General features: G+C 69.3%; 19 protein-coding genes. 13 read left to right on the top strand and 6 right to left on the bottom strand.

Going from position 1 to position 22,044, the window contains the following annotated elements:
- Together mreC and L6Q21_RS17855 are read right to left on the bottom strand one after the other, a co-directional pair.
- Positions 1–972 (bottom strand): rod shape-determining protein MreC (mreC, locus tag L6Q21_RS17860; RefSeq protein WP_237832114.1); only part of this gene is annotated, 972 nt, incomplete at its 3' end.
- A 16-nt stretch (positions 973–988) separates the two neighbouring features.
- Complete coding sequence (locus L6Q21_RS17855; RefSeq protein ID WP_336246257.1) at positions 989–2,035, bottom strand: rod shape-determining protein; 1,047 nt, start codon at positions 2,033–2,035, stop codon at positions 989–991.
- A 336-nt stretch (positions 2,036–2,371) separates the two neighbouring features.
- On the opposite strand from L6Q21_RS17855, the gene mutL reads away from it, so the two are divergent.
- From mutL to L6Q21_RS17835, 4 genes are all read left to right on the top strand, one after another.
- Positions 2,372–4,141: a DNA mismatch repair endonuclease MutL gene (gene mutL / locus L6Q21_RS17850; RefSeq protein WP_237832116.1), complete on the top strand. Its 1,770-nt coding sequence runs from the start codon at positions 2,372–2,374 to the stop codon at positions 4,139–4,141.
- A 126-nt stretch (positions 4,142–4,267) separates the two neighbouring features.
- Positions 4,268–4,882, top strand: coding sequence for an MliC family protein (locus L6Q21_RS17845; RefSeq protein ID WP_237832113.1), 615 nt, complete (start codon positions 4,268–4,270; stop codon positions 4,880–4,882).
- A 3-nt stretch (positions 4,883–4,885) separates the two neighbouring features.
- Positions 4,886–5,215 (top strand): MliC family protein, encoded by a 330-nt coding sequence (locus L6Q21_RS17840; RefSeq protein ID WP_237832112.1) that lies wholly within the window; start codon positions 4,886–4,888, stop codon positions 5,213–5,215.
- 14 nt (positions 5,216–5,229) lie between these two features.
- On the top strand, positions 5,230–5,718 hold the full coding sequence (locus L6Q21_RS17835; RefSeq protein WP_237832111.1) for an MliC family protein: 489 nt from the start codon (positions 5,230–5,232) through the stop codon (positions 5,716–5,718).
- Positions 5,719–5,765: 47 nt separating this feature from the next.
- Here L6Q21_RS17835 and L6Q21_RS17830 read toward each other — a convergent pair whose 3' ends face one another.
- Positions 5,766–7,298, bottom strand: coding sequence for a 2-isopropylmalate synthase (locus tag L6Q21_RS17830; RefSeq protein ID WP_237832110.1), 1,533 nt, complete (start codon positions 7,296–7,298; stop codon positions 5,766–5,768).
- A gap of 305 nt (positions 7,299–7,603) precedes the next feature.
- Between L6Q21_RS17830 and L6Q21_RS17825 the strand changes: the two genes are divergently transcribed.
- From L6Q21_RS17825 to ptsP, 3 genes are read left to right on the top strand one after another with little or no spacing between them, the layout of a single operon-like run.
- A complete protein-coding gene (locus tag L6Q21_RS17825) occupies positions 7,604–8,824 on the top strand; it encodes an aspartate kinase (protein WP_237832109.1) in 1,221 nt (406 codons plus the stop codon).
- Positions 8,821–9,849, top strand: a complete 1,029-nt coding sequence (locus L6Q21_RS17820; protein ID WP_237832108.1) for an NAD(P)H-dependent flavin oxidoreductase — start codon at positions 8,821–8,823, stop codon at positions 9,847–9,849. Before L6Q21_RS17825 ends, L6Q21_RS17820 begins: the two co-directional genes overlap by 4 nt.
- Complete coding sequence (gene ptsP, locus L6Q21_RS17815) at positions 9,849–12,116, top strand: phosphoenolpyruvate--protein phosphotransferase (protein WP_237832107.1); 2,268 nt, start codon at positions 9,849–9,851, stop codon at positions 12,114–12,116. Before L6Q21_RS17820 ends, ptsP begins: the two co-directional genes overlap by 1 nt.
- A gap of 19 nt (positions 12,117–12,135) precedes the next feature.
- Here ptsP and L6Q21_RS17810 read toward each other — a convergent pair whose 3' ends face one another.
- The gene (locus L6Q21_RS17810) at positions 12,136–13,650 is read right to left on the bottom strand and encodes an OmpA family protein (RefSeq protein WP_237832106.1); all 1,515 of its coding nucleotides are present in this window, start codon (positions 13,648–13,650) and stop codon (positions 12,136–12,138) included.
- Between the two features lie 146 nt (positions 13,651–13,796).
- The gene (locus L6Q21_RS17805; protein WP_237832105.1) at positions 13,797–14,540 is read right to left on the bottom strand and encodes a hypothetical protein; all 744 of its coding nucleotides are present in this window, start codon (positions 14,538–14,540) and stop codon (positions 13,797–13,799) included.
- A 362-nt stretch (positions 14,541–14,902) separates the two neighbouring features.
- Between L6Q21_RS17805 and L6Q21_RS17800 the strand changes: the two genes are divergently transcribed.
- From L6Q21_RS17800 to L6Q21_RS17775, 6 genes are read left to right on the top strand one after another with little or no spacing between them, the layout of a single operon-like run.
- The gene (locus L6Q21_RS17800) at positions 14,903–15,307 is read left to right on the top strand and encodes a DUF3576 domain-containing protein (RefSeq protein WP_237832115.1); all 405 of its coding nucleotides are present in this window, start codon (positions 14,903–14,905) and stop codon (positions 15,305–15,307) included.
- Positions 15,308–15,324: 17 nt separating this feature from the next.
- Entirely contained in the window at positions 15,325–17,901 is a 2,577-nt protein-coding gene (gene leuS, locus L6Q21_RS17795; protein ID WP_237832104.1) for a leucine--tRNA ligase, read from the top strand.
- Positions 17,901–18,398 (top strand): LPS assembly lipoprotein LptE, encoded by a 498-nt coding sequence (gene lptE, locus L6Q21_RS17790; RefSeq protein ID WP_237832103.1) that lies wholly within the window; start codon positions 17,901–17,903, stop codon positions 18,396–18,398. The genes leuS and lptE overlap by 1 nt, the downstream gene beginning before the upstream one ends.
- Before the next feature lie 7 nt (positions 18,399–18,405).
- A complete protein-coding gene (holA, locus tag L6Q21_RS17785; protein ID WP_237832102.1) occupies positions 18,406–19,449 on the top strand; it encodes a DNA polymerase III subunit delta in 1,044 nt (347 codons plus the stop codon).
- A 10-nt stretch (positions 19,450–19,459) separates the two neighbouring features.
- A complete protein-coding gene (locus L6Q21_RS17780) occupies positions 19,460–20,650 on the top strand; it encodes a sensor histidine kinase (RefSeq protein WP_237832101.1) in 1,191 nt (396 codons plus the stop codon).
- The gene (locus tag L6Q21_RS17775; protein WP_237832100.1) at positions 20,647–21,441 is read left to right on the top strand and encodes a LytR/AlgR family response regulator transcription factor; all 795 of its coding nucleotides are present in this window, start codon (positions 20,647–20,649) and stop codon (positions 21,439–21,441) included. Before L6Q21_RS17780 ends, L6Q21_RS17775 begins: the two co-directional genes overlap by 4 nt.
- 59 nt (positions 21,442–21,500) lie before the next feature.
- On the opposite strand, the gene sugE is transcribed toward L6Q21_RS17775, so the two are convergent.
- Positions 21,501–21,821, bottom strand: coding sequence for a quaternary ammonium compound efflux SMR transporter SugE (gene sugE, locus L6Q21_RS17770; protein ID WP_237832099.1), 321 nt, complete (start codon positions 21,819–21,821; stop codon positions 21,501–21,503).
- Positions 21,822–22,044 lie beyond the last annotated feature (223 nt).

The raw sequence follows: 22,044 nt of genomic DNA, 5'->3' as shown, positions 1-22,044 counted from the left end.
AGCGGCGGCACCGCCGGCGCCCGGTGCGGCGAGGGGCGCAACCGCGGCAGGCGCCACGGCCAAGTCGGGCTCGGCCGTAGCCTGCGGGGCCGATATGAAGCTGGGGGGCGGCAGCCAGGGCGCCTCCACCATCACCGCGCCGAGGCCCGTCGGATTGGCGAGCGGGCGGGCGCGCGGCGGGTTGGCCTCAGTGTCGATGAGGACGGCGACGGGAACGCCGGGCGGATAGAGGCCGCCGTCGCCGCTCGTCACCAGCCGGTCGCCGACGCGGATGCTGTCGGAGCCGGAGGCGACGTCATACTGGAATTCCAGCAGCGTGCCGCCGTTGCCGACGGCGAGCCCGGTCCAGCCGGTGCGGAGCACCTTCACCGGAACGCGGCTGTTGCCATCGGTCAGCAGCATCATGCGCGCGGCGGTCGCGCCCACATCCGTCACCCGGCCGGCAAGCCCGCCGGCGGCGATCACCGGCATGCGCGGCTGCACCCCGTCCGACAGGCCGGCGCTGAGGATGGCGGCGCGCTGCCCGGCGCTCGCGGAATTGGCCGAGGCGATGGCGCTCGCCACCACCCGCCGCTCCGGGCGTTTCAGGGAAATCAGCGCTTCCAGCCGCTCGACTTCCGCCGCCAGCAGATCGGCCTGCCCGGCCTTGCGGTTGGCCGCCTGCAATTCCGCCCGCAGCCGGCGGTTGCGCTCCACCACGCCGAAATGGTCGCGCACCACGTCGCCGAGGCGCCGCCCGGCTTCCACCGGCGCCCGGGCGATGGAGATGAGCGGCGTGAGCGCATCCGCGGTCGCCCCGCGCAGGCGCGAGCCCAGCTCGGGGTTCACCCGCTGCGCCAGCAGCAGCAGCAGCGCGAACGCCAGGACGATGCCGGCGAACAGCGCCCCCAGAAGCGCGAGATTGCTGTCCCGCCGGGCGAAGCTGCTGCGCCGGCTGGGGCGGAAGCGGGAGGGCTTGGGCTTCTGGGCCATGCTGCGGGGAAAGCCCTCAGGCCCCCATCAGCACGCCGCGATAATGCGGGTCTTCCAGCGCCCGGCCGGTGCCCAGCGCCACGCAGGAAAGCGGATCCTCGGCGACGGTGACCGGAAGGCCGGTCGCCTGCCGCAGCGCCTCGTCCAGCCCGCCGAGCAGCGCCCCGCCGCCCGTCAGCACGATGCCCTGATCGACGATGTCGGCGGCCAGTTCCGGCGCGGTGTTCTCCAGCGCCAGCCGCACGGATTCGATGATCTGCGAGACCGGCTCGGACAGCGCGTCCGCCACCTGCCCCTGGTTGATGGTGATTTCCTTCGGCACGCCGTTCACCAGGTCGCGGCCCTTGATCTCGATCGTCTGGCCGATTCCGTCCGGCGGCGGCAGCGCGGTGCCGATGTCCTTCTTGATCCGCTCGGCCGTGGCGTCGCCGATCAGCAGATTGTGGTTGCGGCGCACATAGTTGACGATCGCCTCGTCCATCTTGTCGCCGCCAACGCGAACGCTGGTGGTGTAGGCGAGGCCGCGCAGCGACAGCACCGCGACTTCCGTGGTGCCGCCGCCGATGTCGACCACCATCGAGCCGACCGGCTCGGTGACCGGCATGCCGGCGCCGATCGCCGCCGCCATCGGCTCCAGGATCAGATGCACCTGCGAGGCGTGGGCGTTGATCGCCGCGTCGCGGATGGCGCGGCGCTCGACCGGGGTGGAGCCGGAGGGCACGCAGATGACGATTTCCGGGCCGCGCGGCAGCCAGGTGGATTTGCCGTGCACCTTGTCGATGAAATATTTGATCATGTCCTCGGCGACCTCGATGTCGGCGATGACGCCGTCGCGCATCGGCCGGATCGCCTCGACGTTGCCGGGGGTCTTGCCCATCATCAGCTTGGCGTCGTTGCCGACCGCTTTCACCTGGCGGCGGCCGTTGATCGTCTCGAAGGCGACGACGGAGGGCTCGTTGAGGACGATCCCGCGCCCGCGGACATAGACGAGCGTGTTAGCGGTTCCAAGGTCGATGGCCATGTCCTGGCTGAGGAAACCGAAGAGGCGGCTGAAGAAATTCACGGGGGGCTTCAAACCTTGTCTGGGGCGCGCCCCCGGACGGGGCGTGCGACATGTCGCTGCTGTGCTCCGCGCGCCGGGCCGGCCCGGCGCCTGGTCGACCTGTCGCCCCTTGCGGCTTTTCGGAAGGGAGCCCGGAAGCCGGGCGCATCCTCCTTGAACTCGGGGAAAAAGGCCGCGCAGGGCGCCGGTTCAGGCCCGTTTGCGGATGGTTCATTCGCATAGGCTGTCACAGTTCCACGCGCAAGGGCCGCCGGAGGCCTCGAATCGTCTTTCGCCGCCCGCCGCACGGCGCCTCTTGCATGGGCCGCCCGACAAGTGCGACAGACGGTTGGCACCATGCCCATCCGCCGCCTTCCCAGCCATCTGGTCGACCGCATCGCCGCCGGCGAAGTGGTGGAGCGGCCGGCGAGCGTGGTGAAGGAGCTGGTGGAGAACAGCCTCGACGCCGGCGCCCGGCGAATCGAGGTGCATCTGGCGGGCGATGGCACCAGCCGGCTGCAGGTGATCGACGACGGCCATGGCATGTCCGCTGACGACATGCGCCTGGCGATCGAGCGCCACGCCACCTCCAAGCTGCCGGGCGACGACCTGCTGGCGATCGACAGCTTCGGCTTTCGCGGCGAGGCGCTGCCGGCGATCGCCTCGGTCTCGCGCTTCACGCTGGAAAGCCGCACCGCCGGCGCGGACACCGGCTGGAAGCTGCTGCTGGACGGGGGCGAGCTGCTGTTCGACGGCCCGGCCGGGGTGCCGCCGGGTACGCGAATCACCGTCGAGGGCCTGTTCGCCCGCGTGCCAGCCCGCGCCAAGTTCCTGAAGGCCGCCCGCACCGAAGTGGCGGCCGTGGCGGATGCCCTGCGCCGGCTGGCGATGGCGCACCCCGGAACCGCCTTCCGCCTGCTGCACGACGGCCGCCGCCTGCTGGACGTGCCGGCCGAAAGCGCGCCCGGTGTGCAGGGGCTGGCGCGGCGCGTGGCGGCGCTGCTGCCCGACGGGGCGGACACGGTGCCGGTGGATTTCCGGCGCGACGATCTGTCGATCGGCGGCCTCGCCGGGCTGCCGGCGGCCAGCCGCGCCACGTCCGAGCAGCAATATCTGTTCGTGAACGGCCGCCCGGTGAAGGACCGGCAACTGGTCGGCGCGCTGCGCGGCGCTTACGCCGAGCGGCTTCCGGTCGGGCGCCATGCGCTGGCGGCGCTGTTCGTGGAATTACCGCAGACCGAGGTGGATGTGAATGTGCACCCGGCGAAGACGGAGGTGCGCTTCCGCGACCCGGCGCGGATTCGCGGCAGTCTGATCTCGGCGGTGCGCCAGTCGCTGGAGGCGGCCGGAATCCGCCCGGTGGCGGCCGCCAGCAACCTGCTGGCCGAAGCGCTGCGCCCGGCCGTTCCCGCCGCGCCGCCGGTTCATGCCGCCCTGCCGCTCGCCCCCCGGCTGGCGGAGGCTGCGCCGCTATGGGTGCCGCTGGGCCGCGCACCCGATGCGCCGCTGGCGCAGGCCGCCAGCGGCCCAGCGGAAATTGCACCGGTGCAATTTCCGCTGGGCGTGGCGCGCGGGCAGGTGGCGAACGCCTATATCGTTGCCGAAACGGCGGATGCGCTGGTGCTGGTGGACCAGCACGCCGCGCATGAGCGGCTGGTGCTGGAAGCGATGCGCGGCCGGGCCGGGCCGGGAATCCTGTCGCAGCCGCTGCTGATCCCGGAAGCGGTCACGCTTGATCCCATTGCCTGCGATCGGCTGGAAGCCGCCGCCGCGCTGCTGGCGGAACTGGGGCTGGAGGTGGAGCGTTTCGGCGCGGATTCGGTGCTGGTGCGCAGCGTCCCGGCGGCGTTGGGAAGCCCGGCGCTGAAGCCGCTCCTCCAGGACCTGGCCGACGAGCTGGGGGAAGGCCAGGGGCCGCAAAGCCTGTCCGACCGGCTGGAGCATGTGGCGGCCACCATCGCCTGCCATGGCAGCGTCCGCGCCGGGCGGGCGCTGAACCTCGCCGAGATGAACGCGCTGCTGCGGCAGATGGAGGCGGTTCCGGCCAGCGGCACCTGCAACCATGGCCGCCCCACCTTCCTCCGGCTGACCAAGGCCGATCTGGAGCGGCTTTTCCATCGCCGCTGATTGATCTTCCGCTTGATCTTCCGCAATCCTCCTGTCGCAAAAGTCGGGCAATCGCTTGACGGCGCGGAGCAGCGGCGCGATGCCTGTGCTGTTCTGGCCCATGTTGTTCTGGGAGGAGTGACATAAATGAAGATTCTCGTTCCGTTGCTGGCTAGTGCAACCCTGCTGGCGGCCTGCGCCAGCACCTCGACCCCGACGACGCGCCCGTCGCAAGGGCTTCTGGTCAATTACCGCTGCACCAATGGCGAGCAGCTCGCCGTGCGCTTCTTCGACCAGCAGGGAACCGCCGTGCTGGTGCGCGGCGGGCAGAATACGGAACTGAACCGCATCACCAGCTCCCCGCCCACCTATCAGGGCGGGCAGACGACCGTGACGACCAACGCCGATCGCAGCAGCATCGACGTCAGCATCGGCTTCATGGCGCCCTTCTCCTGCCAGTCGCAGGGCGGCGGCAGCGGCCAGGTGCCGCCGCCTCCACCGCCCGGACCGCCGCCGGCGCCGGCGGAGCTGCGCGTCAGCTACAACTGCACCAACGGCGAGCAGATCAGCGTGCGCTACTTCCCGCAGCAGGGCGTCGCTTCCCTGAACCGGGGCGGGCAGAACACCGAGCTGCAGCAGCAGTCAACCCCGCCGGGCTTCACCTACACCGGCCCGCACACGGTGCTGCGCGTGCAGGAAGACCGCATGCGCCTGACGATGACGGTCGGCAACATGGCCGCCGCCAACTGCACGGCGGCCTGAGCCATGGCGCGCGCAATCCTTCTCGCCAGCGGCCTCATGGCGCTTACCGCCTGCTCCACCTCGCAGACGCCCGGTTCCGGCAACACGCTGGACGCGCGGATGATGGGGGAGTTCAACTATGTCTGCGCCGCCGGCGTTCCGGCGACCGTGGTCTTCAGCGGCACCGGGCCGACCGCCGAGCTTCGCTTCAAGGGCGAGGTGCGCGTGCTGGAACGCCAGCCGACGCGCTCGGGCTGGGTCTACAGCGACGGCAGCACGCAGATCATGGGCAATGGCGACCAGTTGCAGATCGCCACGCCGGACGTTGGAATCCTGAACTGCCGCAAGGCCTGAGGAGAGCGAACAGCATGAAGATCACCCTTTTGGGCGGGCTTGCCGCCGCCGCGCTGCTGGCCGCCTGCAACAAGCCGGCGGAAACGCCGGCCGAGGCCCCGGCCGTCGAGACGCCGGACATGGAAGTGCCGGCGAGCGATGTTCCCGATATCGCCGTGCCGGAAGCCGGAGTCGTCGGCGCCGACCTGCCGGCCGACCACAGCACCGCCGCGCAGAAGGCCGAGGTGGAGAAGGCCGCGGCCGACGCCGGCGTGCCGCCGACGAAGCAGTCGCGCACCGGCTTCGCCTGCGACAATGGGGAAACGATCGAAGTGCGCTTCTTCCCCGATCAGGGAATCGCCGTGCTGGTGCGCGGCGGCCAGAATGTGGAGCTGAACGGCGAGCCGGTCGCCTCCGGCTTCCATTACACCAACGGCCAGACCGCCATTCGCGGCAAGGGCGACGAGCTGGAACTGACGGTGGGGATGATGGCACCCACCAAGTGCAAGGCGAAAGCTGCCTGAGACGGCAAAACCCCCCTCCCGCTGGCGGGAGGGGGAAGTGCCCAAGGTCAGGCCGCGAGCGCCGAGCGGCCGCGCTTCACCACCAGCTTGTTGAGCGCGTTCACATAGGCCCGCGCGCTCGCCACCAGCGTGTCGTTGTGGGTGCCGACGCCGCGCACGGTGCGGCCATTCTCCGCCAGCACCACGCTGACTTCCGCCTGCGCATCGGTCCCGGCCGTCACCGCCGACACCTGATAGAGTTCCAGCGTCGCCTCCTCGTGCGGCACCAGCTTCCTCACCGCGTTGAAGAGCGCGTCCACCGGGCCGGTGCCCTTGGTGGCGGCGGTCGCCTCCTCGCCGTCGATGGAAAGCGTCAGGATCGCCCGCTGCGGCCCGGCCGAGCCGCAATAGACTTCCACTTCCGTCACCTGGATTCGGTCGTGGCCGCGCCAGATCTCGTCGTCCACCAGCGCGACGATATCCTCGTCGAACACCTGCTTCTTGGCGTCGGCCAGCGCCTTGAAGCGCTGGAAGGCGTCCTGGAACTCGTTGTCGGACAGCTGGTAGCCGAGGCTTTCCAGCTTGTCCTTGAAGGCGGCGCGGCCGGAGTGCTTGCCCAGCACCAGCGAGGAGTGGGACTGGCCGACCGATTCGGGCGTCATGATCTCGTAGGTGCTGCTGTCCTTCAGCATGCCATCCTGGTGGATGCCGCTCTCGTGCGCGAAGGCGTTGGCGCCGACGATCGCCTTGTTCGGCTGCACATGCATTCCGGTCACCGCCGAGATCAGCCGCGAGGCGCGGGTGATCTCGGTCGAGACGATTCCGGTGCGGTAGGGCAGCACATCGTGCCGCACCTTCAGCGCCATGGCGATTTCCTCGACCGCGGCGTTGCCGGCGCGCTCGCCGATGCCGTTGATGGTCGATTCCACCTGCCCCGCGCCTGCCGCCACGGCGGCGAGCGTGTTGGCGACGGCCAGCCCCAGATCGTTGTGGCAATGGGTGGAGAAGACCGCCTTGTCGGCGTTCGGCACCCGCCCGATCATGTCGCGGAACATGGCGCCATAGGTTTCCGGCGTGGCGTAGCCCACGGTGTCGGGCAGGTTGATGGTGGTGGCGCCGGCGTTGATCGCGGTTTCGATGGCGCGGGCCAGGAATTCGGGATCGGAGCGGGTGGCGTCCTCCGCCGACCATTCCACATCCGGCACCAGATTGCGCGCCAGCCCGACCGATTCGCGGATGGATTCCAGAACCGCTTCCGGCTCCTTGTTCAGCTTCACCTTCATGTGCAGCGGCGAGGTGGCGATGAAGGTGTGGATTCGCGGGCGCTTCGCCTCTTTCAGGGCGGCGGCGGCGCGTTCGATGTCGGCCCGCGCCGCGCGGGCGAGGCTGGCGACGACCGCGCGCTCGCACTGGCGGGCGACCGCCTGCACCGCTTCGAAATCGCCTTCGGAGGCGATGGCGAAGCCTGCCTCGATGATGTCCACGCCGAGCGCTTCGAGCTGGGCGGCGACGCGCAATTTCTCCTCGAGGTTCATCGAGCAGCCGGGCGATTGCTCGCCGTCGCGCAGCGTGGTGTCGAAAATCAGGATCTGGTTGGCCATGGTCTTGGAAAGCCTTTTGTCGCGAAATCTTCTGTCCGGCTCATCATGTCCGGAAGGGGCTCGGCGGTTTTCCCCTTAGACGCGCTGATCGCATGGCCCGCCCACAGGCCAGCAGCTACGCGCCTAAGGGCGCGTAAGTCGAAGCAGAAGGAGGGCGCGGGCCGCTTTCATGACGAAGCGGCTGGTATCATCGGCGGATGCGCCCTGTAAAGCCGGCTTTTGTCGGACCCCCAAGTTGTCAAGAACCGGCCCCGTCCCTAAAGCAGCCGGCAACAAGAACAGAAATTCAGGCTTTCGGCAGACCTATGGCATTTATCGTCATGAAATTCGGCGGCACCTCCATGGCCGGGATCGAGCGGATCCGCGGCGTGGCGGCGCGCGTCAAACGCGAGGTGGAGGCGGGCAACCAGGTGGCGGTCGTGGTTTCCGCCATGGCGGGGGAGACCGACCGGCTGGTCGGCTTCTGCCGCGAGGCGTCGGCGCTCGCCGATCCGGCGGAATATGATGTCGTCGTCGCCTCGGGCGAGCAGGTGACGTCGGGGCTGCTGGCGATCACCCTGCAGTCCATCGGGGTCCGGGCGCGGAGCTGGCTCGGCTGGCAATTGCCGATCTCCACCAGCGAAGGCCATGGCAAGGCCCGCATCCAGGACGTGGACACCGGCGCGCTGAAGGCCGCCATGCAATCCGGCGAAGTCGCCGTCATTCCCGGCTTCCAGGGGCTGGCGGCGGACGGGCGGGTGACGACGCTGGGGCGCGGCGGCTCCGACACTTCGGCCGTCGCCGTGGCGGCGGCGCTGAAGGCCGACCGCTGCGACATCTACACCGATGTGGAAGGGGTGTTCACCACCGATCCGCGAATCGTGCCGCGCGCCCGCAAGCTGGGCAAGATCACATATGAGGAAATGCTGGAACTGGCCTCCGTCGGCGCCAAGGTGCTGCAGACGCGCTCGGTCGAGCTGGCGATGAAGGAAAAGGTCCGCGTGCAGGTGCTGTCCAGCTTCTCGGACGCGCCCGGCACCATGGTCGTAGACGAGGATGAAGTCGTGGAACAGGAACTGATCGCGGGCGTCGCCTACGACCGCAACGAAGCCAAGGTGACGATCGCCGCCGTGCCGGACCGGCCGGGAATCGTCGCCGCCATCTTCGGCCCGCTGGCCGACGCCAACATCAACGTCGACATGATCGTGCAGAACATCGCCAACGAGGAAGCGACCGACGTGACCTTCACCGTGCCGCGCACGGAACTGGCGCGCGCGCGCGCGGTGCTGGAAGCGCATGCCGGCGATATCGGCTATCAGCGGCTGGTGACGGACGACACGGTGGTGAAGATCTCGGTGGTGGGAGTCGGCATGAAGAGCCATGCCGGAGTCGCCGTCACCATGTTCCGGGCGCTCGCCGACCGGGGAATCAACGTGCTCGCCATCACCACTTCCGAGATCAAGGTCTCGGTGCTGATCGCCGAGGAATATCTGGAACTGGCCGTGCGCGTGCTTCACACCGCTTATGGGCTGGACGCCGCCGCGTGAGCGCAACGCCGCATCTCGACGCGCTGACCAGCCGCGGCCGGGCCTTCCTGGGCACGCGCCACGCCATCATGGCCGGCGCCATGAGCTGGGTGTCGGAACGGCATCTGGTTTCCGCCATTTCCAACGCCGGCGGCTTCGGGGTGATCGCCTGCGGGGCGATGACGCCCGCCCTGCTGGAAGCGGAGATCGCCGCCACCCAGGCGCTGACGGCGAAGCCCTTCGGCGTGAACCTCATCACCATGCACCCGCAGCTGATGGAGCTGATCGGCGTCTGCCGCGCGGCCGGCGTCAGCCATGTGGTGCTGGCCGGCGGGATCCCGCCGGGGCCGGCGGTCGCCGCCATCACCGGTTTCGCCAGGCTGATCGCTTTCGCCCCCAATCTGGCGCTGGCGAAGAAGCTGCTGCGCTCCGGCACGGACGCGCTGGTGATCGAGGGCTCGGAGGCCGGCGGCCATATCGGCCCGGTCAGCCTTTCGGTGCTGGTGCAGGAAATCCTGCCCGCCCTGCCCGACGCCACCATTTTCGCCGCCGGCGGAATCGGCCGGGGCGAGGCGATCGCCGGGCTGGTGGAGATGGGCGCGTCCGGCGTGCAGATCGGCACCCGCTTCGCCGCTTCCGCCGAATCCATCGCCCACCCCGCTTTCAAGAAAGCCTTCATCCGCGGCGCGGCGCGCGACGCCGTCGCCTCGGTGCAGTTCGATCCGAAGCTGCCGGTGATCCCGGTGCGCGCCCTGAAGAATGCGGGCAGCGAGGCCTTCATGCAGAAGCAGCGCGAAGTCTCCGGGCAACTGGCGCGCGGCGAAATCGAACTGCCCGCCGCCCAGCTGGAGATCGAGCATTACTGGGCGGGCGCCCTGCGCCGCGCGGTGATCGACGGCGATATCGAGACTGGCTCGCTGATGGCGGGCCAGTCGGTCGGCATGGTGACCGCCGAGGAGCCGGTGCAGGCGATCCTCGACGCTCTGGTGGAACAGGCGGAAGCCGCGCTGGCGAAGCGGCGCGCGCCGGAGCCGGAAGCGGCCTGATGCCGGCCGGAACCGCCGCGCGCGAGCTTCTGCGGCGCCTTCACAATGTGATGGCGGCGCGGATCTCCACGCAGGCGAAGCTGGACCAGGTGGCGGCGCTGATCGCCGGCGCCCTCGAATCGGAAGTCGCCTCCATCTATCTGCTGCGCGACGGCATGCTGGAGCTGTTCGCCACGCGCGGCCTGAAGCAGCAGGCCGTCCACGTCACCCGGCTGGCGCTGGGGCAGGGCCTTGTCGGCACCATCGCCGAAAGCCGGGCGCCGCTGAACCTGGCCGAGGCCAGCGCCCACCCGCGCTTCGCCTATCGCCCGGAAACCGGCGAAGAGCGCTTCCACAGCTTCGCCGGCGTGCCGATCATCCGCCGCGAACGCTCGGTGGGGGTGCTGGCGGTGCAGCATGTGCAGCCGCGCGATTACGCCGAAGAGGAGATAGAGGCGCTGCAGACGGTGGCCATGGTGCTGGCCGAGCTGATCGCCGCCGCCGGCCTCGTCGACGCGCAGGACGTGGCGCCCAAGGGCCCGCGCGACACCTCGCCGGTCCGGATCGGCGGGCTGAAGCTGGTGGACGGGATGGCGCGCGGAGTCGCCGTGTACCACGAGCCGCGAATCGTCATCACCAACACCGTCGCCAAGGATACCGACGAGGAGCGCGCCCGGCTGAAGGCGGCGTTTGCGCGGCTGCGCGAGGATATCGACCAGATGGTCAGCCGCGCGGAATTCGCCGGGCCGGGCGACCATGACGACATATTGGAAACCTACAAGATGTTCGCGCTGGACGAGGGCTGGGCGCGGCGTATCCACGATGGCATCGACGGCGGGCTGACGGCGGAAGCGGCGATCGAGGCCGTGGCGCAGGCGCAGAAGATCAAGCTCGGCTCGGCGACCGACCCCTATCTGCGCGAGCGGCTGCACGATCTGGAGGATCTCTCGAACCGGCTGATCCGGGTGGTGTCGGGCCAGTCCGGCACGGCGGCGAAGCGCGGCTTGACCGAGCCCTCGATCCTGATCGCCCGCAACCTGGGGCCGGCCGAGCTGCTGGAATATGACCGCGCGCATCTGAAGGGCGTGGCGCTGGAGGAAGGCTCGCTCACCTCGCACGTCACCATCCTCGCCCGCGCCATGGGCGTGCCGGTGCTGGGGCGGGCGAAGGACCTGCGCGGGCAGGTGGTGGAAGGCGACCCGCTGCTGCTGGACGCCGGCGCCGGCGCCCTCTTCGTGCGGCCGCCGCAGGCGGTGATCGACAGCTTCGAGGCGCAGACCGCGCTCAACGCCCGCAAGCAGGCCGAGTTCGACCAGTTGAAGGACCTGCCCGCCGTCACCCGCGACGGGATGCGGATCCAGCTGATGATGAACGCCGGCCTGCGCGCCGACCTGCCGGCGCTCGACATCACCAACGCCGACGGAATCGGCCTGTTCCGCACCGAATTCCAGTTCCTGATTTCCGCGACGCTGCCGCGCAAGGGGCAGCAGGTGGCGCTCTACCGCGACGTGCTGCGGGCGGCCGGCGACCGGCCGGTGATCTTCCGCACCGTCGACATCGGCGGCGACAAGGCCGTGCCCTATGTGGAGGCGCGCGGCGAGCGCGAGGAGAATCCCGCCATGGGCTGGCGCGCCATCCGGCTGGCGCTGTCCCGCTCGGTGCTGCTGGCGGCGCAGGCCAATGCATTGCTGGAAGCGGCGGCCGGGCGCACGCTGAACCTGATGTTCCCCATGGTCTCCGAGCCTTGGGAATATGAAGCGGCCCGCGCCATCGTCGAGGAGCGGCGGCGCAAGCTTCTGGCGGCCGGCGTGCCGCAGGCGGCCGAGGTGCGCTATGGCGCGATGCTGGAAGTGCCGGCGCTGGCGATGGTTCTGGACGAGCTTCTGCCGCGGCTGGATTTCCTTTCGATCGGCACCAACGACCTGACGCAGTTCCTGCTGGCGGCTGACCGCGGGCATCCGAAGCTGGCCGACCGCTACGACTGGCTGGCGAGGAGCCTGCTGCGCTTCGTGCAGATGGTGATCCGCCAGGCGAGGGCGGCGGACATTCCCGTCAGCGTCTGCGGGGAAATGGGGGGGCGGCCGCTGGAATCGCTGGCGCTGCTGGCGCTGGGGGTGGACCGGCTGTCGATCACCCCGGCGGCCATCGGCCCGGTGAAGGCGATGGTGCGCTCGACCGAGCTGGCGCCGCTGCGCGCGAAGATGGAAGGCTGGCTGGACACCCCCGGAATCGATATCCGGCGGGAATTGACGGCGCTGGCCGCGGAACAGGGCATCCGGCTGGACTGAGCCGGACGCCCCGCATCCGTCAGCGCTTCACCAGTTCCACCCGGCGGTTCTTCGCCCGGCCCGCGTCGCTGTCGTTGGCGGCGACGGGGCGATCCTGCCCGAAGCCGGCGGCGGAGAGCCGCGAGGCGGCGATCCCCTGAGAGGTCAGCGCCGCCTGCACCGATCGGGCGCGCGCCTCGGACAGGCTGCGGTTGTGCGCCGGCGTGCCGCTGTCGTCGGTATGGCCCTCGATCGCGAGCTTCAGGCCGGGGTCGCTTTTCAGCAGCGCCAGCACCTGGGCGATCTGCGGCTGCGAGTCCGGCAGGATGTCGGCCTTGTCCACCGCGAAATGCACGTCGATCGTCACCCGGCCGTCGGAGTCCAGCTTCTTCTTCAGCGCCTCGGCCGGAAGCAGCGCCGCCGTCTGCGCCAGCGCCTTGCGCTCGGCGACCACCCAGCCGGCGCTCATATATTCGAGCCGGGCGAACACCCACAGCTCGCGGCCGTCCGGCAGGTCCACGCGATAGACCTCGCTGTCGAAATTGTCCCAGCTGTAGCCGGCCGCCTGGCCATAGCTGCGTTTCACCGCCTCGCCGATGCCCTGCGCCTGCTCCTTCGGAATCCGTCCGCTGAAGACGAGCTTGCCGCCGGCTTCCGCCATCATCGCTTCCAGGTTCCGCCGCACCTCGTGCATCGAATAATTCTGCTCGCCGGCGCCGAAATCGGCCGCGTGGATCTTGCCTTCCACTTCTTCGAAGCCCTTGCCCGTCCAGAAGGGGAACATGTCGAAGTCGCGGCGGATGGCGGCGTTGCGCGGGGCATAGCCCTTGGGCAGGGTCAGGTGCGGGAACTCGCCCGACCAGCGGGAGGTGGCCACGAACGGCCGCTCCTCCATCACCACCAGCCCGGCGCTGGAGCGGTCGTCGGAAAGCTGGACCCAGATGTTGCGGTCCGGCTGGCGGATCACGAAGACCTGGGTCGGCGCATCGGCGTGCATGTTGACGGCATCGATGAAGGCGCCGCCGATCTCGTCCTCAAGCTGCGGGCCATAATAGATGTCGCGTTTCAGCGGCCCTTCGAACACCCGCTTCGCGCCTGCCTGCATCAGCACGGTTTCGAGGTTGCGCTGCAACTCCAGCGCGGAGAACTGCTTCCTGTCGCGCGCGTCGCCGGCGATGTCGATCGTGGCCGACCAGCTTGGCCCTTCCACCCAGTGCACGCCGTCGCCCAGCCGGAAGGGGAAGCGGGCATAGGCGCGCTGCTTCGGCCGGTTGCGCGGGGCATAGCCTTCGGGCAGCGAGAAGAAGGGCAGCGCGCCCAGCGCCTGCTGGCTGACCGGCACGCTGGCGATTTCGAACGCGACGAGCGGCACCGCCGTGCCGTCTTTCGCCTGCAGTCCGGAAGGTGTCGCGGCGGCGGCCGGGGCCGGATCGGCGCTGGTTTCCGCCACAGTCTCGCCGGTTGCCGGTTCCGCTTCCGCCTGCGGGCTGCTTTTCTGGCACCCCGCCAGCACCGCAGCCAGACAGAAACCGACCACCGCCAACCGTGCCTGCATTCTTCATTCTCCTCAAGAGCAGATAATCGCTCGCGGATAGGCGCCGAGCGTTACAAACCTGCTTCGGATTCGGCTGCGGCCGGGAAAGGAAATTGCAGCGGCGGGCTTTCCCGAAGGTCGCCGCCTGCGGGAGGGTTTGGGCCGCCTTAGAAGGCGACCGCGCCGCCCAGCATCACCGCGCGGTCGTCCTTGTTCGGATCCAGCGGCGTCGGGTGTTGCGGCGCCTGGCGGTAGCGCAGGCTGCCGCCCAGCGAAATCTGCGGCGACAGCGCCAGCGCGCCACGCGCTTCCACCGAGTAGAGCGGATCGGGGTTGGCGGCGCGCGGCATCATGTAACCCGTCTCGCGCTCGGCCGTCGCCTGCACGCCGGCCCGCCATGTCCGGGTGCCATAGCCCAGGCCCACGTCCACGCCCTCGCGGCTCTGGCCGCCCAGCCCGCTGTCCACCCGGCTCATGCCGCCGGAAACGGCGAAGCCCTTGTAGCCGACCGACAGGTCGAAATTATAGCCGCTGGGCTGGATTCCCGAATCGATGGCCGCCGTCCGCTCCGGCGCGGGGGTGGTGACCGCCCGCGTCGTCATGCCGAGGGAAACGCCGTTCTTCGCCGCCCGCGAAGGCGTGAAGCTGAAGCCGCGCTCCACCGTCTGCACCCGGCTGGACGCCACGCGGCCGGGGGCGGTGAAGGCGAATTTGGAAACGTCGAGGTTGATCGGCGTGATCGCAAGCTGTTGCGATTTCACGCGGAAACCCACAACCTCGCCTTCGGCCGTGACTTGCGCCTGCGGGCGCGCCTTCGTCGCCGGCGTCGCCAGCGCGGAACCGGCCCACAGCAAGGCGATCCCCGCAAGCGGGGCTGCAAGCAGCAGACGGGACTCGGGCTTCTGGCGCATGATGTTCAGCTGTTAGCTCATCCGACGATGGAATCCCACGCCCTGTCGCACCTGGACGCCAAGATTTTTACGCTTTCCCGCCCTATTGCGGGTCGATGTGGCTTTTCGCCCACATGCGCTTGCCCCCACATGAACAAAAAGCGCTGGCGCGGCCGGCCGTTCATCCCCGGTTTTGCAGCGGGCGGCAAGGTCTGCCGCGCGGCGGCAGTTGCGTTGCCCCGCCGCCCGCCTGTATGGCCGAGCTTTGGCGCGGCCTGCCGGTTCCGGCGAACGCAGCCCTATGTCATGTGGAGCCTGGATTGACCGACGCTATTTTCAAGACGAGGCGCGTGCCGTGCCGCCTGTCGCTTCCGCTGGCCGTGATGGCGGCCGGCCTCGCGCTCGCCGGCTGCGGCGGCAAGAGCAAGCCGCAGGCCGTCTCGGCGCAGAGTTCGGTGACCACCATCGGCGTCAACGCCTATCTGTGGCGCGCCGCGCTGGAGACCATGCAGTTCATGCCGCTGGCGCAGGTGGATTCGTCCGGCGGCGTCATCATCGGCGACTGGTATCAGAACCCCGCCGTCCCGAACGAACGGGCGAAGGTGACGGTGGCGATCCTGGACGGCGCGCTCCGCGCCGACGCGGTGCAGGTGTCGGCCCAGCGCGAGGTGCTGGAAAACGGCCGCTGGGTGGCCGCCCCGGTCCGCGCCGGAACGGTGCAGCGGCTGGAGGAAATCATCCTGGAAAAGGCGCGCGCCCTTCGCCAGGCCTCGCTCGCCCGCAACTGAGTATCAGACCGCCGGACATGACCCAGGAAACCGACGACAGCCGCTTCGATTCGCCTGCGGCGGACAGCCGCTTCGATTCGCAGGCGGCGGACAGCCGCTGGCAGGCCCGCTGGGAGGAGGCGCAATCCTTCCGCGCCGACCGCGATGCGGACCTGAGCCCCGGCCGTCCGCGCACCATGGTGCTGGAGATGTTCCCCTATCCCTCGGGGCGCATCCACATGGGGCATGTGCGCAACTACACCATGGGCGACGTGCTGGCCCGCGCCCGGCGGATGCAGGGCTATGCCGTGCTGCACCCGATGGGCTGGGACGCCTTCGGCATGCCGGCGGAAAACGCCGCCATGGAGCGCAAGGTGCATCCGGGGGAATGGACCTGGCAGAATATCGCCACCATGCGCGCGCAGTTGAAGCGGCTGGGCCTCGCCATCGACTGGAGCCGGGAATTCGCCACCTGCGACCCGGCCTATTACGGCCATGAGCAGGCGCTGTTCCTGGACCTCATGCAAGCCGGCCTCGTCGACCGCCGCGACGCCTGGGTGAACTGGGACCCGGTCGACAACACCGTGCTCGCGAACGAGCAGGTGATCGACGGGCGCGGCTGGCGCTCCGGCGCGCTGGTGGAACGGCGCAAGCTGACGCAATGGTTCTTCCGCATCACCGCCTTCGCCGAGGAGCTGGCGGCCGATCTGGCGACGCTGGAGCAGTGGCCGGAAAAGGTCCGGCTGATGCAGGAGAACTGGATCGGCAAGTCCCAGGGGCTGCGCTTCACCTTCGAAGTGGAAAGCCCGCCGGCCGGGGTGCCGGCCAGTTTCGAAGTGTTCACCACCCGCCCGGACACGATGTTCGGCGCCAGCTTCGCGGCCATCGCCATAGACCATCCTCTGGCGCAGGCGGTGGCGGCCGGAAACCCCGAAGCGGCGGCCTTCATCGCCGACTGCCGGGGAACCGGCACGGCGGCGGCCGAACTGGAAACCGCCGAGAAGAAGGGTTTCGACACCGGGCTTTCCGTCGTCCACCCGCTCGAGCCGGAGCGGCGGCTGCCGGTGTTCATCGCCAATTTCGTGCTGATGGAATATGGCACCGGCGCGGTCTTCGGCTGCCCGGCGCACGACCAGCGCGACCTCGATTTCGCGCGCAAATATCTGCTGCCGGTGCCGCGCGTCGTCGCGCCTGAGGGCGAGGATGAAGCGCCGATCGGCGACGAGGCCTATACCGGCCCCGGCCGCCTCATCAATTCCGCCTTCCTGAACGGCCTGGAAGTGGAAGCCGCCAAGGCCGAAGTCATCCGCCGCGCCGAACAGGCGGGCTGGGGCAAGGGCACCACCGTGTTCCGCCTGCGCGACTGGGGGGTTTCCCGCCAGCGTTACTGGGGGACGCCCATCCCCATCATCCATTGCGAGGCCTGCGGCCCGCAGCCGGTGCCCAAGGCCGACCTGCCGGTGAAGCTGCCGGACGATGTGAGCTTCGACCGGCCCGGAAACCCCCTCGACCGGCATCCGACCTGGAAGCAGGTCGATTGCCCGAAATGCGGCGCGCCCGCCCGGCGGGAGACGGACACGCTCGACACCTTCGTCGATTCGAGCTGGTATTTCATCCGCTTCGCCAGCCAGCCGGCGGACCGGCCGTTCGATGCGGCGGAAGCCGAATCCTGGCTGCCGGTGGCGCAATATATCGGCGGGGTGGAGCATGCGATCCTGCACCTGCTCTACAGCCGCTTCTTCACCCGCGCGCTGGCAAGCATCGGGAAAATCGCGGTGAAGGAGCCTTTCCGCGGCCTCTTCACGCAGGGCATGGTGACGCACGAGACCTACAAGTCGGCGGAAGGCCAGTGGCTGGAGCCGGGCGCGGTGGAAAAGCGCGGCGAGGGGCTGGTGGAAGTGGCGAACGGCCGGCCGGTGGAGCTTGGCCGCAGCGAGAAGATGTCGAAGTCGAAGAAGAATGTCGTCGATCCCGACTCCATTCTCGACCGCTACGGCGCCGACGCGGTGCGCTGGTTCATGCTCTCCGACAGCCCGCCCGAGCGCGACCTCGCCTGGTCTCTGGCCGGGATCGAGGGCGCTTCGCGCTTCGTGCAGCGCCTGTGGCGAATCGCCCTGCTGGCGCGGGAAAATGGCGACGCGGCGGACGAAGCGCTGACACGCCAGTTGCACAAGGCGGTCGACGGCATCACCCACGACATCGACCGGCTGCAATTCAACAAGGCCGTCGCCCGCGCTTACGAACTGGCGAACGCCATCGAGAAGGCGAAGCCCGGCCCGGCGCGCGCCGAGGCGGCGAAGACGCTGCTGCGGCTGGTGGCGCCGATGGTGCCGCACATCGCCGAGGAGGCCTGGGCGCTGCTGGGCGAAACCGGCCTCATCGCCGACGCGCCCTGGCCGGTCGCCGATCCGGCGCTGCTGGTGGACGCGGAAGTCACCTATGCCGTGCAGGTGAACGGCAAGATGCGGGACAAGGCGACGCTGGCGAAGGGCCTGGACAAGGCGGGGGCGGAAGCCGCCGTGCTGGCGCTGCCGCGCATCGCGCAACTGCTGGACGGCGCCACGCCGAAAAAGATCATTGTGGTTCCCGACCGCCTGGTGAACATCGTCGTCTGATGCGCGCGCTGCTTCTCGCCCTTGCCTTCCTGCTGGCCGGCTGCGGCCTGCAGCCGGTCTATACCGGCGGGCAGCAGGGCGAGGCGATGGGCCTGCTGGGCGCCGTCGAAGTCACGCCGATTCCCGACAAGGCGGGTTTCCTGGTGCGCGACCGCCTGCTGTCGCGGCTGCCGAAGGCAGAATCCCCCCGCTACCGGCTGGATGTGGTGCTGGACGACAATATCATCGGCTTCGGCGTGCGCGGCGACAATTCGATCATCCGCGAACGCCGCACGCTGCGCGCCCGCTACCGGCTGGTGGATATCGGCACCGACAGGCTGCTGCTGGACACCACGGCCGCGGCCGACGCCGGAATCGATGTCGTCTCGTCGGAATATGCGGTGATCGCGGCCGAGGAAACGGCGCTGGAGCGGCTTTCGCTGGACATAGCCGACCAGATCGTCGCCCGGCTGGCGCTTTACGGGCGCAGCGCCGCCGCCGGGGCCGCGCAGCCATGACGGTGCAATGGCGGTTCTGAAGCGAGGGGAGCTGCCGCGGCATCTGTCGCGGTGGAACCCGGATGTGCGGCTGTTGCTGCTGGCCGGCCCGGACGAATCCGGCACCCGCGAGGCGGCGGGCGCGGCGCTCAACGCGCTGGGCGACCGCGAGGATCCGATGTCCGTCACCGAGCTTTCCGGCGACGAGTTGCGCTCCGACCCCGGCCGGCTGGCGGACGAGGCGGCCTCCGTCTCCATGTTCGGCGGCCGGCGGGTCATCCGCGTGACCGGAGCGGGGGAAGCGGCGCAGGAGGCGGTGCGGCTGCTGCTGGCGGCGCCTGTCGCCGGCAATCCGGTGGTGATGCTGGCCGGCGAACTGACGAAGGCGAGCGGCCTGCGCAAGCTCGCCGAGGAGTCGCCGCTGGCGCTCGCCCTCATCTCCTATCCGCTGGAGGGCCGCGACCTCGCCAACTGGCTGGCGCGCGAAGCGCAGGAGCGCGGGCTTCGCCTCGACGGCGCGGTCGCCGAGCGGCTGCTGGCGACTTCGGACGGGGATACCGGCATTCTCGCCTCCGAACTCGACAAATACGCCCTCTATCTCGATTCCTCGCCCGGGGAGCCGAAGCGGCTGGAGCGGGCGCATGTGGCGGCGCTGGGCGCCGACAGCGCCGAGGAGGATATGGCGGCGCTGGTTTCCGCCGTGGTTGCGGCCGACCGGCGCGCGGTGGAGCGGCAGTTGCGCCTGCTGGCGGACGGCAGCGCCATCCCGGCGCTGCGCGCCATGGCGCGGCGGCTGGTGCAGATGGCCGAAGCCCGCGCGGCGATGGAGTCCGGCGCCGACCCGCGCAGCGCCGTCAAGGGCCTGCGCCCGCCGGTCTACCCTTTCCGCGAGCAGGACCTGCTGGCCGCCGCCCTGCCGCAATGGCCGATGGCGCGCATCCGCCGGGCGCTTTCCGCCATGCTGGAAGGCGAACGCCTCATCAAGACAGCGGGCGGCCCCGGGGATACGGCGGGCTGGCAGGCGATCCTTGGCCTTGGACTGGGCCTTGGACTGGGCGGCGCCCATGCCTAGATTCGGTCGCATGGCCAAAGCCGCTCCTCCTGCCGCGAATACGCCGGCGAGCGCCCCCAGGGGCTTCTTCGCCGACAAGAACCGCGCCTTCTGGACGCTGCAGATCGTCGGCTGGACCGGATATTTCCTGCTGCGCTCGCTCGGCGGCCTCGCCAACCGGATGGGGATCAGCTTCATCCTCCCCACCATCCTCATCGCCATCACCGGCTTTTCCATCACCCTGCTGATGGGCTGGGCCTATCGCGCCGTCATCCGCATGAAGCCGGTCTGGGTGTGGAGCCTCTCCGTCATCATCCTGGTGGTCGGCTCGGTGCTGTTCTCGGCGATCGAGGTCTGGGCGCACGCCACCTTCTACGAGCCCGGCTGGCAGCCGCAGGGCATCGAATTCTTCGGCGCCATCCTGCTGACGCTCGCCGTGCTGGGCGCCTGGACCGGCCTTTACTACGGCATCAACTACTATCTGCTGCTGGACGCGCAGGCCGAGCGGTTCGAGCGCATGGCCGCGCAGGCGAGCAGCGCGCAGCTGGAGATGCTGCGCTACCAGATCAACCCGCATTTCCTCTTCAACACGCTGAACTCGATCAGCACGCTGGTGCTTCTGGCCGAGACGGAAAAGGCGAACACCATGCTGTCGCGCCTGTCGTCGTTCCTGCGCTACAGCTTGGTGGGCGAGCGCGAGGGGCAGGCGACGGTTGCGCAGGAGATGCAGGCGCTGAAACTCTATCTGGAGATCGAGCGCACCCGCTTCGAGGAGCGGCTGCGCACCCGTTTCGACATCGCCTCCGACGTGACGAACGCCCGCATCCCCTCGCTGCTGCTGCAGCCGCTTGTGGAGAATGCGGTGAAATATGCCGTGACGCCGCTGGAGGAAGGGGCCGATATCTGGGTCACCGCCCGCCGGCTGGGCGACCGGCTGGAGCTGATGGTCGCCGACACCGGGCCGGGGGTGGGGGACAGCCGGCCGACGCCCGAAGGCACCGGCGTCGGCCTCACCAACATCCGCGAGCGGCTGGTGCAGGCCTATGGCGACGACCACAGCTTCGAGATCCAGCCGAACGGCAATTCACCCCTCGTTCAAGCCGGGAAGGCGAAAGGGCCGGGTGTTCTCGTGCGCATAGAGATTCCCCTGCAATTCGTTTCTTCGGCCGATGCGGCCCAGCCGGACGTGTTGGCAGGGGCTGGTTATGAGGTTTTGACATGACTATCCGAACGCTCCTCGTCGACGACGAGCCGCTGGCCGTCCAGGGCCTGGAACTGCGGCTGAAGCCCTTTGCCGACATCGAAATCGTCGGCAAGGCCATGAACGGCCGCGAGGCGATCCGCGCCATCCGCACCGAAAAGCCCGATCTGGTGTTCCTGGACGTGCAGATGCCCGGTTTCGACGGCTTCTCCGTCGTTTCGGCGCTGGCCGACATCACCCCGCCGCTGTTCGTCTTCGTGACCGCCTATTCCGACCACGCCATCCGCGCCTTCGAGGCGCAGGCGGTGGACTATCTGATGAAGCCGGTGGAGCCGGAGCGCCTCGCCCAGACGATCGAGCGGGTGCGCCTGCGGCTGCAGGAAAAGCGCATGTGCGAGGAAGCCGAGCGCCTGGCCGCGAAGCTCGCCGAGGTGGACCCGGCCAGCGTCTCGACGCTCGCCCCCGCGCCCGAGCCGGCGGCCGACCGCTTCGAGAAGATCATCAATGTGAAGGACCAGGGGCAGATCTTCCGCGTGGACGTGGACACGATCGAGAAGATCGACGCCGCCGGCGACTATATGTGCCTGACCACCGCCGACCAGACTCTGATCCTGCGCGAGACGATGAAGGATCTGGAGCGCCGGCTGGACCCGCGCAAGTTCCAGCGCGTCCATCGCTCGACCATCGTCAACCTCGACAATGTGCGGCAGGTGAAGCCCCACACCAACGGCGAATGCTTCCTGACGCTGGCGTCCGGCGCGACGGTGAAGGTCAGCCGCAGCTACCGCGACGTGGTGGCGCGCTTCCTCTGAACCGGGGCTCTGACGGGGGCCGCCCCTTTCCGCCTGAGCGTCAGCTTTCCGCCGGGGCGTCAGCCCGGCGAGGACAGCTTCATCAGCGCCAGCCCGGCGACGATGAGGGCGGCGGCCAGGATCCGCATCGCATTGGCGGATTCCCCCAGCACCACGATCCCCACCAGGAAGGCGCCCACCGCGCCGATCCCGGTCCAGACCGTGTAGGCGGTGCCCAGCGGCAGGGTGCGCATCGACCAGGACAGGAGGCCGAAGCTCACGAACATCGCGCCGATGGTGACGACGGAGGGCCAGAGGCGGGTGAAGCCTTCCGACTGCTTCATGGAAAAGGCCCAGACGATTTCCAGCAGTCCGGCGATCACGAGAACGATCCATGCCATGGCAGCTTCCTTCCAGAACAAAGCTGCCGGGCCGTCCCGGACCTGAGCCCTCGGCGTGCGCGAAGGGGGAGGACGTGGCCTCGCCGCGCAGAGATAGGGAGCGAGACGAAGCCGGTCAATGCATGGCGAGCCGGCGGCCGTTCCCCCCACCTCCGTCGCCCCGGGCTTGAGCCGGGGTCCAGCTTTCCGCCTCCACCGTCTTGCCGAAAGAAAAGCTGGACCC

It is taken from the genome of Sandaracinobacteroides sayramensis (assembly GCF_022014495.1).
Lineage (GTDB): Bacteria > Pseudomonadota > Alphaproteobacteria > Sphingomonadales > Sphingomonadaceae > Sandaracinobacteroides > Sandaracinobacteroides sayramense.
Note: the sequence above shows the minus strand (reverse complement) of the source record. Positions and strands in the feature narration are given on the sequence as shown.